Genomic DNA, 12,589 nt, shown 5'->3' on the forward strand with positions numbered 1-12,589 from the left:
ATGAAAAACGACCTGTGCAAACAGTTTGTTTTTTATCATTTATACAGGGGTACGGAAACAATTCAAGGAATGAGGGACCATTTTAGAAATGATTTCTACATTCAAAAATGATGTATAAATGACATTTTAGTTCATTGAGAAGTTGTTTTTTAAAAATCGTAGTCTGATTTAATATTATGGGACAAAAAGTTATTAACTCATGTGAAAATTTCTGCAGTTAATAAACAACTTTTGTAAAACAACAGCCAACTCACAAAGATTACTCATGTTGTTTATATTTTTCTTCCGATGACCTTGCCTAACAAATCATATTTATCTAAGTAATGAAGAGAATTGGTTCCTCGGTTCACATTTTTCATGTCAGAAATATTCTGAATTGTAATATTATCAACACTTTTTTCAGACATGAGTACGATGATAGCCTTTTTAATGGCTTCTTGTTTTTTGGTTATTCTTCCTATACACAAAAAGAAAGGATGTTTGTTGTTCATTATGTCTAAAATTCGAGGGAAAGTTGTTATTGGGTTGCGCCAAGAAGAACGCGAAAATAATATTCGCAGCACGCTTATCTCTCCAGGAACGGTAGATACAGAACTTCATAGAACCATTAATGACCTTGAAAACCGTGAGTGGGTGGAGAACCTCCAACGTACTATCGGTTTAAAATCAAGTGATGTAGCAGATGCAGTAGCATATGCTATTAGCACACCTGAAATATCCTTATCCTTTAGTTAAACAAGAAGGGTACCATAAACCACAGTTATAGGAACTTTATCGGAGGGGATTTCATGAAGCGAAATTGGAAACTGGGAATTATGATGATTTATCTTTACATGAAAAAGCCTTACCTCATCGTGAAAGCGCTTTTCGTTTGACGAATTCAGAAGGGAAGGGGAGCTTAATCGCATCAGCATTATATAATTTAGGGAATTGTTATATGAAAAGAGACATTGAAAAGGCAGAATCATATTCAAGAGAATCGGTTGAAAAGTATTTAACAGGAGGATATGATCATACCAAACATATGGCAAAATCCTTCTTATTAGTAACACATACCTGCTGAAACAAGGAAATTAGAGGAAGCAAGGTCAATTTTATATTATGAGGGAATTTCGAAAGCTAGAGAAAAAAATGATGACGTGTATTATGCTCAGAATTCAATTTTTTTAAAGGTAATATATATGGATGGTAGTAACTCAGTTCATGTATTTTTTATTTTGTCTCACTTACTGAAGTATACTTGGATATTGAGATAAAATTTATTATGAATCATTTACTTCCGAGAATATATATTATGTAAACTAGAAAATAAACTGGAAAGCAAGAGTTCTACACTCTCTCACTTTCACAGTTTAGATTATACTTCTAGAGTAACTCATGGTTAAGTTTGAACTATGCTTGGTATTTCGTTCCCTACAATTACAAGCTATAAAAAGCTGACTTCAACAAATCATTTTGACAAAGTGTCGTTGCTTTTGCTTTTTGTTATCTACATGGTTTTAAACTGATGCCACGCTTTAGAAATATCAGTTCAGTTCTCAAAAGTTATATCGTCCAGAAATCTTTAATGATTTAAATGTAATGAATTATAGTATTTCTACATACCCTTCTGCTCCATTCACCCTGATCCTTTTTCCATCCTTGATCAGCATGGTGGCATTTTCTACACCGACAACTGCTGGCAAGCCATATTCACGTGCAATAACCGCTCCATGGGTCATTAGTCCGCCAACTTCGGTGACGAGGCCATTTATGGATACAAACAATGGTGTCCAGCTAGGGTCGGTAAAGGAGGTGACTAATATATCTCCATCTTCTAGATCAGCATCTTCCATGTTTAAGATGACACGTGCGCGTCCCTCTATAACTCCAGAAGAAACAGGTAGACCTACAATAGCTTCAGTCGGGAGATTTTCTCGTTTGTACTTACCTGCAATGATTTCACCATCGGAAGTGATAACACGTGGTGGAGTTAATTTCTCATATAATTTGTACTCATCTTTTCGTTTGCTGATAATCTCGTAATCCAGTTTATTTGTGCGTACGACTTCGCGAAGTTCTTCAAAAGTGAGGTAGTATATATCTTCTTTTTCACGAATAACGCCCACTTGTACAAGTTGTTTGGCTTCTTTCAGTAAAGCCTTCTTATAAAGGAAGTAGCGATTAACCATACCGTATTTTGGATATTCCCTAAACCCACTGAAATTCCTGATTAGATCAATCATTCGTTTTGTTTCTTTGGCTTTTTGTTCACCATCTGGTAATTGCTTCAATCGATCTAATAACTCTTGTTCTTTTTTCACAGCAACACGCCGCCCTTGCTCAAATCTCCTATGGCTAGCATTAGGCTCAAAGTTTTTAATGTTACCAAGAATCATGGGGACAAGTGTAATTGGTTTTTCACTCCAACGAGTTTTAGTAATATCGATTTCTCCAGCACATCGCATTCCGTATTTATTGAGATAAGCATAAATAGCGCCTTTGGTTTCCTGTCCACCATCAAACGTAACCAGTTCATCCAAAAAGTTATCATCTCTAACATGTTGTAAATAAGCAATTACTTCTGGATAAGGACGAATCACATCTGCGACATCCAATAGCGCCAGACCCATTTCCGAAGTAATATTGTTTGATACAGATTGAGAAAGTGTGTCTGCTACGTTTTTTTCGCCTAACCACTTGTTCATTTTTTCATTGATCCATGATGAAGCATCCATAGCAGCCATAATCACACTCGAACTTTGCGGATCAAATAAAATCTTCTTTAATTGCTGGATATCTTCCAGGATAAATTCAAATAAAACCACTCCTGATTTCATTTGGATGTTTTGTTTCAACTCTTCTATCGATGTTTGACTACGCTTAATCAAATCAGAAACGATTGTCGGATCGTTTTCGATTTGTGGTGGCATATCTGTATTGCTATTACTGTGACTCGCTGCTTTTGTATCATCTTGTAACAATTTTATAAAACCTTCTCGCTCTACGATAGTCATGAGTGCGTCTTTTATAAGTGGATCGTGTTGTCCCGCGGCATTTAATAACATTTCTCTGCTATTAGGTGTAGCCAGATTATGTGTGACATCAACAAACAACCTTCCACCGGCTTTACGCATGGGTGCAGGAGTCGTTAACAGCCAAAAAGATAATCCCAATGGTTTCATGGGGTCAGTCATCATTTGTTGATGACCGACAGATACGTAAACGTGATTTTCTTCATCATTCGCTTCAGGTATGGGGTATAAAGTAGTGATTGGACGACTCTGGACAATATAAAATGTATCATCAACTAAACACCATTCGAGGTCCTGGGGGAAACCAAAATGAGCTTCGATCTGTCTTCCGATGCGTGCTAGTTGTAAAATCTGTTGATCAGTAAGTGTTTGTGTCTTTTGCTGATCCGGATCGATCTGTTGTGTCTCTGTTCCGCCTTCTTCTCGTCCATAGATAGCCGATTTTTTGGTTGCTATCCTCTTATCGACGATTTTATCTTCCTGTACTTTATAACAATCTGCAGATACCAAGCCAGAGACTAGTGCCTCTCCAAGTCCAAAACTGGCATCAATTGATAGCACCTTTCGGTTAGAAGTAATTGGATCAGCGGTAAATAAAATCCCTGAAGCCTTCGGGAAAACCATCCTTTGAACGATAACGGATAAATACACTTGGCTGTGATCAAATCCTTTTTGCATACGGTAAATCACGGCACGATCTGTAAATAGAGAAGCCCAACATTTGCTGATGTGCCGTAAAATGGCTTCTTTTCCGATGATATTTAAATAGGTGTCTTGCTGACCAGCAAAAGAGGCATGTGGTAAATCTTCTGCAGTTGCACTGGAACGCACTGCATAAGCATGATCATCGCCAAACTGGGAGAGATAGTGAGCAACAGCTTTCACAGCATCGGAAGGAATCTCTACTTCCATAATGATTTTCCGAATCTTCCTGCTGATTTCACCAATTTGATCTCGATCCTCTACCTTTAGAAGTGTTAGTTGATCCAACAATGCGTGGAAGGCTTCGTTTTGTTCGAGGGCTTTTTGATAAGCTTCTGTCGTAACACAAAATCCTTCTGGCACCTGTATTCCATGAATCTTTGATAGTTCCCCTACATTCTTCCCTTTTCCTCCAACGTGCAAAAGTTGCGTTTTATCGATCTCCTGAAACTCTAGTACATATGGTTTCATTTCTTTCCCTCCCATTTATCGCTCAGGTACCAAGACGAATCATATGACAAAAATTGTTCATCTGATCAACCACGAAGTTCCATGTTCACACTCCTTTAAAAAAATAAAAATAGGGTTGACTGAAATGGATTCTACGATGTATAATTAAAATAGGGATAATATACGAAAAAATGAATTAACAGTGTATATCTATATAAATTTACCACAGTTTTTTATTTTTATCAATGTATTTACTTGTCCAACGCTATGATTAAATGAAGAAAAAAACCTAATTTACAAGACAAATGACTTACAAAAAATAATATCCAATATTAAAAAGCCCAATTTCTTAACATTATCATTAAGAAATTGGGCTTTTTTTCGTTACTATGATGCTGCGTAAGCTCGGCAGCTATCCACGCCAGTATGATCTAACAGCGGTCTTACGTGAACTTGAAGGCATCGAGCATAGCTTATTTTCAATTAACTGACGGAATCAGAAATCAAGCTTATAAATAATAAAACAAAAGAAATAATTGCTTTTAATGAAAAGAGTAAAACCTCGAAAAACTGATAGATCTTGCATTGATTTTCGAGGTTTTTGTAAACAATTCTCGAACACAAATAATTTTTCCGTATTTTGAAATTCCTTTAGTTACTATATGTTTTATCTACAAAGCTTAAAGGACATGAGTTTTGTGTCACAAATCACACAGTTTAGATTACACTTCCAGAGATACTTTAATGGTTAATTTTGAACTCTGCTTGATATTTTGTTCCTTACAATCACAAGCTATAAAAAGCTGAATTCAATAAATTTGAGCTTGCTTTTTTGAAATTTCAATTATTAATGAATTTTTGATAGTTTTTGTTACCACCAGATAGATTATAGACATTTTTAAAGCCCATATTACGTAAAACATTCTGAGCTGCATTACCTGTAACACCTTTATTACAATACGTTACTGTTGGTATCTCAGGATCAAGATTATTCGCTTCTGATCGCAAGTTGGCATGTGGGATATTGATTGCGCCAACTACATGAGACACTTCATATTGCTTTGTTGAACGTGTATCAATAATTTGGAACTTTACCCCTTTTTCAATCTGTTCTGTTAACTCTTGAGGTGTAATTAGCTTATTTTTCTTTTCAATGGCATTTTGTAGTGCCATTCCCGTATATAATACCGGATCTTTCGTAGTACTAAATGGCGGTGCATAGGCAAGATCTAAGTGGAATAGATCCTCAGCTTTTGCCTTGAAAGTGATAGCCGTAGCAAAAACATCAATTCGTTTATCTACACCCTCTTCCCCAACAGCTTGTACACCTAATATGCGGCCAGAAGCACGATCAGCTACGGCTTTAATTACTAGTTCTTTCCCGCCAAGATATTCAGCTTTTGCAGGCTTTAGATTGTGCAAAACCTCAATGTCATACCCCTCTTTACGAGCTTCCTTTTCATTAAGACCCGTTTGGCCGACGGCAAAATCAAATACACGTAAAATGCCAGTTCCTAATATACCTCTGTGCTCTAGATTACCACCAGTTATTACATCGCCAGCGATCCTGCCCATTTTATTAGCAGTTGAACCTAATGGGCGATAAATTGGTTTTTCAGTAATAACAGAAAAACTCTCTGCTACATCACCCACAGCGTATACATCAGGTATATTGGTTTGCATTTTCGTGTTTACTGCTATCGCACCAGTGTTACCTAATTCAGCACCTATTTCCTTCGCTAATTTCGTATTTGGACGTACGCCAACAGCTAAAATAACAAGATCTGATTCAATTACTTTACCAGACTTAGTCTCGACAGTGTTATCCGAGATATAGCTTGCTTCTTCATTTAAGAGTAAATTAACTCCGTGTTTGAGTAGTTCTTCTTCCACACGAAAGGCCATATCTTTATCAAAGTGAGGCATCACTTGATTACTGCGTTGAATAATCGTTACTTCTAACCCTTTTTGAGTAAGCTGTTCTGCCATTTCAAGTCCTATATACCCAGCACCAACGATGGTAGCCTTTTTCGGCTCATTTTTTTGCATATAGCGATCAATTGCAAAAGTGTTTTGAATCGTACGAACATGGAAAACATGTTCTTTATCAACACCAGGTATGTTAGGTGTTATAGGTGTAGCTCCTGTTGCAAAAACCAATGTATCATAGCTGTCTTCTTTTATTTCATCCGTATCGAGATTCTTCACTGTTACCTTTTTTTGTTCTGCGTCTACCTTTGTTACTTCATGTCTTGTGAAAATATCGACATTGAAACGTTTTTTAAACCAGGGAGCGTTCCTTGGAGTTAAAGCTTTTAGTTCATCTACTCCTCCACCTAAGAAATAAGGAATACCACAGATCGAATAGGATATATCATAGTCTGCATTGTAAACAGTAATTTCAGCGTTTTCGTCATTTCTTCGTGCTTTTGCAGCAACTGATGTACCGGCAGCTACCGACCCAATAATAATTATTTTCATTAATTATTTTCCCTCCAAATGCAGTGATGTCTGATATGCTGTAATTGTTTTTTGTACATACACTCGTGTTTAATGTATTAAAAGCAACCATAGATACAAGCCCACTAATGTAAAAAACAGAGTAGGTATCGTCAGGATAATCCCGGTTTTAAAGTAGGTTCCCCAAGAAATCTTTACCCCTTTTTGAGATAGTACATGTAGCCACAATAGTGTTGCTAACGAACCTATCGGAGTAATCTTAGGTCCAAGATCTGAACCTACTACATTTGCATAAATAAGTGCTTCTCTCATCACACCAGCGGTATCTGTATTGGCAATAGCAATGGCATCTATCATAACGGTTGGCATATTATTCATAACGGAAGAAAGAATAGCAGCAATGAATCCCATGCCTATAGTGCCAGCAAACAATCCTTGATCGGCAACTGCCTGAATAGCGCTAGAGAGAAAGTCAGTTAAACCAACATTTCGCAAGCCGTATACAACAACGTACATGCCAATAGAGAAGAATACGATCGCCCAAGGTGCTCCTTTAATCACTTGCTGTGTTGGAACAACCGGACTTCTCTTAGCTGCAATAAGAAATACGATAGCAATTACACTAGCAACTAATGAAACTGGAACATGTATGAATTCGCTTGTTAAATAACCAATTAATAAAATAGCAAGCACGATCCAAGATAGACGGAACATTTTTAAATCCTTAATCGCTTCTGAAGGCTTTTTCACGTCACTTAATGAGTACTTTCTAGGAATACTTTTTCTAAAGAACAGAAAAAGGACAATAATACTGGCAATTAAAGAGAATAAATTGGGTATAATCATGCGCGTCGCATATTCAATAAATCCAATATCAAAATAATCAGCTGATACGATATTTACCAAGTTACTTACAACTAACGGTAAGGAGGTTGTATCAGCAAGGAATCCACTCGCAATGATGAACGGAAAGACTAGTTTTTCTTCAAAATTGAGTGCCCGTACCATAGCAAGAACAATTGGAGTTAATATAAGTGCAGCACCGTCATTTGCAAAGAACGCTGCGACAACAGCACCTAATAATGATACATATATAAACATTCGCAAACCATTTCCTCTAGCAGCAGTAGCCATATGTAATGCTGCCCATTCAAAGAAACCTATCTCATCAAGAATGAGAGAAATTATGATAATGGCAATAAAGGCTAAAGTAGCATTCCAAACAGTACCTGTAACAGCAAGTACATCCTGGAAGTTAACTACTCCTACTAATAAGGCAATAATTGCCCCTCCGCAAGCAGACCAACCGATTGAGAGATTTCTCGGCTGCCAAATAACTAAAATTAGTGTGATTAAAAAAATGACAGATGCTAAAATTACTGAAATCAAAAACCTTTCCTCCTCATCAACATGAAACCTGTGTCTCTTTCTGTTTAACCAATTGAACTGCTTCATCTTCATCATCAATTTGATTAAGAATGAATTGAATCAAATCGTACTCTCGACTTGCAGTATTTATAGAATAATAACGCCACTGCCCTTTTCGCTCCTCGGTCACCAACTTAGCCTTTTTAAGTTTTCTTAGATGCTGACTAATAGCTGGCTGACTTGTTTCAAACATATCCACAAGCTGACAGACACAGTATTTTTTTTGTTGAAGCAATTTCATCATAATCAGTCGCGTTGGATCACTTAATATTTTCATACAATTAACAGTACTTGCTGTATCCAGCTTAACTTGTACTTTCATCATATCTCCCCCCTGTGCATCAAAATTATATAACAAATATTTTATATAAATCAATCCTTATATTAGTGATTTATTATATTTAGTGCATAACTATCTGAACACCTTTTTTTACAAAGATGCTAAAATCCGAAAATACCCAGCAAGGAGTTTAATAACAGCAGAGTCAATATGTTATAATCCAATCAATCAGATTTTGAAGTGTTCTTAGCACGATAAGGCTTTACTAAGTACGAATTCTCATAAAAATAGAATCCTGTCCAAACGAATGCAATAAGAATTAAAACAGCTGTTCCTCCCCAATAAAGATAGGTGTATCCGTGATTTAACTCGATGACCATATAACTAATAAACGGACCTAGAGCTGCTCCGACATCTTGAATGATTGAATAGATGGTGAGAAAAGAAACTACGTTCGATTTACTTGCTGTATCTAACGCGATAGCATCTGTTAATGTAGAGATGGCTGTAGCCCCTGCCATCACGAGTAAGATGACGATAATCCAAAAAAATAAAGGGAAGTCAAAAGATATGAATCCAAATAGCAGACCTGAATATGTAAGAGATAGAATATAAAGTGGTACTCTTCCTGATGGACCGTCTGAATACATCCCAACACTTCTGCTTAAGAAAGGTTCCCATATCCATCGCACAGCTTGAATTACTCCAGATAATAAGGCTGCACTTAAGACCAGGTCAAAAAAGGAAACATGAATACCATAATGATTCTCGATTACTGAGCTAAGTGTTGATGTAAAAACGCCTTGGATTAAGAGCGTAATAAAAAAACCACTAATGCTAATTAATATAACTTTGTATTTCATGTATGAAGGCTTGGTAAAATGCTTTGACGTGTCTGAATCGGTAAATCTTTGGTCAGTATAATCTTGTTTTAGTGTTTTAAGAATAATAGGAATGCCGACCAATGTTAAGACACCGAAAATGCTTGCAACAATATCTAATCCAACAATGGGAACGAAGATGCCTCCTAAAATCATTCCAAATAAACTTCCTAAACGGGACAAGCCATTATAGGTTCCCATAGCTTTTCCCCGATGTCCCTTTTCAGCATAGTACGCGACACTAGTGAGGCCACCCATTCGAAAAAATGACCAAGCAATCCCCCATATTCCTCTTAAAATAACCCAAGCGATAAATCCATTGAAAAAACCATAACCTAGTGTAGTAATCGCACCGATTGTTAAGGCGATTGTAAGACCGGTTCTTAATGAAATCTTTTTATAGATCCAACCTACCAAAGGATTTATTGGTAATCTTATAAATCGGTTAATGGAGAGCAGTATTCCAACTTGCCATATGGAGTCGAGTCCTGCGTGCTCCCAGTATAATGGCAAGATAATATATAACATCGAATCCCCAAGCAGGCTTAATGCGGTAACGATGGCAACAATTGAAATAACCTTGTTATTATTCCTTTCTGACACGATCCTTCCACCTTCTCTCAGGTAAATACTTATGCCGGTTCTAAATGGTTTCTTTTAATTCCTCATATGCTAGTAGGAACTGCCTGTAACTAAACATCCCTAGACTTAGAGAATTATTTTGAAATAAACGCTTCATAGTAACGTTCTTAGCTTCATCTACAGAGCATTGTCTTGCATTCATGATTAATTTCAAATAGGAAATAAAATATTCTTTCCTTAAAGCTCCAGCACTGTTAATAATCAATGTACACCCTTCTTTCCATCCTAATTTTTTAACATTATCTGCTGAAGATAGAGAGGACAACTTCCTCTCTATTTTGAATATTTAGCAACTGCTGTTGCTTCCACAGCAACTACTTCCATCGTTTATTCCAATAATTTGTAATTGTTTTGGTGTGGGATTAGCACGGCATACTCCTGTTTCTGGTAACTGCAGGTTCACTTTTGTAGCTTCTTCGATATCACCTGAAATATAGGCAGCAATGGATCGGACTTGTTCGTATCCTGTGGCCATTAAGAATGTTGGAGCTCGCCCATAACTTTTTACACCTGTAATGTAAAAATTTTGTTCCGGTTGACGCAATTCTTTTTCTCCGTGAGGACGGACTGTTCCACAGCTATGAAGGTTTGGATCAATAAGTGGAGCAAGTTTTGTCGTACTCTCTACTATCGGATCTACATCAATTCTTAGTTCTTTTAAGAAGGTGAAATTTGGTCTTGCCCCTGTGTTGACAATGATTTCATCAATTTCACTTACAGAAACACCTTTACTGCTCTCAATTGTAAAAACACCATCTAGTTCGATTATTTCTTCCACGTTAAATCCTGTGAATACTGTTACAAGGCCATTATCTACAATTTGGTGGGTTTTGGAACCTAGTGCTCCTCTTGCTGCTAATTCATCATTTTCTTCTCCACCGAATGCCTCTTGTACTTGTTGTTTCCGTATAATCCAAGATATTTTTGTATCTGGATACTCCTCTATTAATTCTGTAAGATCGATTAACGTGTTTAAAGCAGAGTGCCCACTGCCGATAACAGCAACATGTTTGTTTTTGAATAGCTCTGTTTTACGTTTAACATTTGGAATGTTCGTATGAACCTTTTTCTTAAGTTCTTCGTTTCTCCAAATACCATCTGCAAATGGTGGATTCGGATGATTCCAAGTGCCACTAGCATCGATAACTGCTTTTGCCTCGAATTTTTTTGTTATTCCATTTACATTAGCATAGATAACAAATGGAGCTTCATCACGAAGAGCTGATTTGATTTTATCCATGTTCTTTTTCGTGATAGCTGTTACTTCTGCATGATAGATGATATTTTCTTTTAATTGCGGCAGGTTTGCTAAGGGTTTTAAATATTCATTTACTAACTCGATTCCTTTAGGTAATTTGCTGGCTTCTGGCTCTTTCCACTCTGTTTGAAGTAACAATTCTTTTGCAGCTTGATCGATATTAAATTCCCAAGGGGAAAACAATTGAACGTGCCCCCATTCAAGGATGTTACTACCTGCTTTAGAACCTTTCTCAAGAATTAAATAACTTTGACCATACTTATTTAAATGAGCTGCTGCTGCCAGGCCTACTGGTCCAGCACCAATTATGACAGTAGGTAAATTTGCAGACATGAAAATCTCTCCCTTTGTAATATGTTTTTATAAGAAAATTCGAATTATTTCACTTAATAAATTTTCTTTAGATAAATCAGAAGCTTTCTCACAACAAATTGAGCGTCTGGCCCCACCCCCCTTAATGTAGCAGAAGCAAATGAACGCTGACCTTCCAAACCGACATAGTAAATGCCGGGAACAGATGTACTGATGCCTGCTATCTGTAAAGGTTTCCCTTCAGCGTCTAGCGCCCCGATAGGATTTAAGAAGGGAAAATTGGGTCGATACCCAGTTGCAAAGATAACTGTATCTACTGGTTCTTTCGTTCCGTCCGGCCAGATAATACCATCAGAGTAAAAAGCAGTGAACATTTCTCGTTGATCAGGTTTTCCAGCTTCTAATCTTGCTTTATAATCACCTAAATCGGCAACGGAGCTCGGAATGGGAACCTCTTTACCAAATCGCCAGAATGGAAAGGTGTCTAAACCGATTGCCCTGAACCAAAAATGCAAATCAATCCCCAATACTTTTTGATTTACAAGTTGAACGGGCTGAAGAACTGCTAAAGAAGTAAAGCTGCTTTCGGAAAGCTCTATCGCAATTTGAACAGCAGAATTACCACGTCCAACAACCACCACTCTTTGAAGTTTGTACTGATCTGGATTTCGATACGCTGAAGAATGGAGGATTTCTCCCTGAAATACTTCACTTCCCTTCATTTCCGGCATAAATGGATTGTGGAAAGAGCCTGTCGCATTTATGATCGTTCGTGTTTGATATATGTCATCTGTTAACGTACGAACCGTAAAACTATTATCGTTTTTCTCCACGCTTACGACCCGTTGGTTTGTTCGGATAGGTAATTGAAACGTTTTGGCATAGTCCTTTAAATAACGAATCACTTCATTTCTCAATGGATAATGAGATCTTTCACCAGGTATCCTCATACCTGGCAACGATGATAAACGTGCTGGCGAAAAAAGTTTTAGACTGTCGTAATAATGAGGCCAGGAACCGATAGCCTGCTCATTTGCTTCCAGTATCAAAAATTTCATTCCTTGCTTTTGTAAATAGTACCCGGAAGCAAGGCCTGCTTGCCCTCCCCCGATTACAATGGTATCCCAAGGTTCGTTCACGAGAATCACACCTTTTAATAATA

The 12,589-nt window shown here is 37.2% G+C and carries 9 protein-coding genes and 2 pseudogenes; 2 read left to right on the forward strand and 9 right to left on the reverse strand.

The window, feature by feature from the left end:
• Window positions 1–243: 243 nt before the first annotated feature.
• Window positions 244–491 (reverse strand): annotated as a pseudogene (locus tag JOC74_RS23310) (TetR/AcrR family transcriptional regulator); the annotation flags it as partial.
• Between the two features lies 1 nt (window position 492).
• On the opposite strand from JOC74_RS23310, the gene JOC74_RS03200 reads away from it, so the two are divergent.
• A complete protein-coding gene (locus tag JOC74_RS03200) occupies window positions 493–735 on the forward strand; it encodes an SDR family oxidoreductase (protein WP_053602936.1) in 243 nt (80 codons plus the stop codon).
• 724 nt (window positions 736–1,459) lie between these two features.
• Window positions 1,460–1,560 (forward strand): annotated as a pseudogene (locus JOC74_RS24245) (Tn3 family transposase); the annotation flags it as partial.
• A gap of 26 nt (window positions 1,561–1,586) precedes the next feature.
• Here JOC74_RS24245 and ppsA read toward each other — a convergent pair.
• From ppsA to JOC74_RS03245, 8 genes are all read right to left on the reverse strand, one after another.
• Window positions 1,587–4,187, reverse strand: coding sequence for a phosphoenolpyruvate synthase (gene ppsA / locus JOC74_RS03210; RefSeq protein ID WP_053602938.1), 2,601 nt, complete (start codon window positions 4,185–4,187; stop codon window positions 1,587–1,589).
• Window positions 4,188–5,006: 819 nt separating this feature from the next.
• A complete protein-coding gene (locus JOC74_RS03215; RefSeq protein ID WP_053602939.1) occupies window positions 5,007–6,647 on the reverse strand; it encodes an FAD-dependent oxidoreductase in 1,641 nt (546 codons plus the stop codon).
• A 69-nt stretch (window positions 6,648–6,716) separates the two neighbouring features.
• Window positions 6,717–8,015 (reverse strand): arsenical efflux pump membrane protein ArsB, encoded by a 1,299-nt coding sequence (locus JOC74_RS03220; RefSeq protein WP_053602940.1) that lies wholly within the window; start codon window positions 8,013–8,015, stop codon window positions 6,717–6,719.
• 16 nt (window positions 8,016–8,031) lie between these two features.
• Window positions 8,032–8,376 (reverse strand): ArsR/SmtB family transcription factor, encoded by a 345-nt coding sequence (locus JOC74_RS03225; RefSeq protein ID WP_053602941.1) that lies wholly within the window; start codon window positions 8,374–8,376, stop codon window positions 8,032–8,034.
• 182 nt (window positions 8,377–8,558) lie between these two features.
• Complete coding sequence (locus JOC74_RS03230; RefSeq protein ID WP_082363781.1) at window positions 8,559–9,818, reverse strand: MFS transporter; 1,260 nt, start codon at window positions 9,816–9,818, stop codon at window positions 8,559–8,561.
• Window positions 9,819–9,858: 40 nt separating this feature from the next.
• Entirely contained in the window at window positions 9,859–10,062 is a 204-nt protein-coding gene (locus JOC74_RS03235) for a hypothetical protein (protein ID WP_053602942.1), read from the reverse strand.
• Window positions 10,063–10,143: 81 nt separating this feature from the next.
• Window positions 10,144–11,448, reverse strand: coding sequence for an NAD(P)-binding domain-containing protein (locus tag JOC74_RS03240; protein WP_053602943.1), 1,305 nt, complete (start codon window positions 11,446–11,448; stop codon window positions 10,144–10,146).
• 53 nt (window positions 11,449–11,501) lie between these two features.
• Window positions 11,502–12,566 (reverse strand): NAD(P)-binding domain-containing protein, encoded by a 1,065-nt coding sequence (locus JOC74_RS03245; RefSeq protein ID WP_053602944.1) that lies wholly within the window; start codon window positions 12,564–12,566, stop codon window positions 11,502–11,504.
• Window positions 12,567–12,589 lie beyond the last annotated feature (23 nt).

The organism is Bacillus capparidis (assembly GCF_017832095.1).
Lineage (GTDB): Bacteria > Bacillota > Bacilli > Bacillales > Bacillaceae > Bacillus > Bacillus gobiensis.

Coding starts and splice junctions, on each gene's coding strand:
- JOC74_RS03225 (WP_053602941.1), bottom strand. CDS start 8,376: ATGAAAGTACAAGTTAAGCTGGATACAGCAAGTACTGTTAATTGTATG.
- JOC74_RS03200 (WP_053602936.1), top strand. CDS start 493: ATGTCTAAAATTCGAGGGAAAGTTGTTATTGGGTTGCGCCAAGAAGAA.
- ppsA (WP_053602938.1), bottom strand. CDS start 4,187: ATGAAACCATATGTACTAGAGTTTCAGGAGATCGATAAAACGCAACTT.
- JOC74_RS03240 (WP_053602943.1), bottom strand. CDS start 11,448: ATGTCTGCAAATTTACCTACTGTCATAATTGGTGCTGGACCAGTAGGC.
- JOC74_RS03215 (WP_053602939.1), bottom strand. CDS start 6,647: ATGAAAATAATTATTATTGGGTCGGTAGCTGCCGGTACATCAGTTGCT.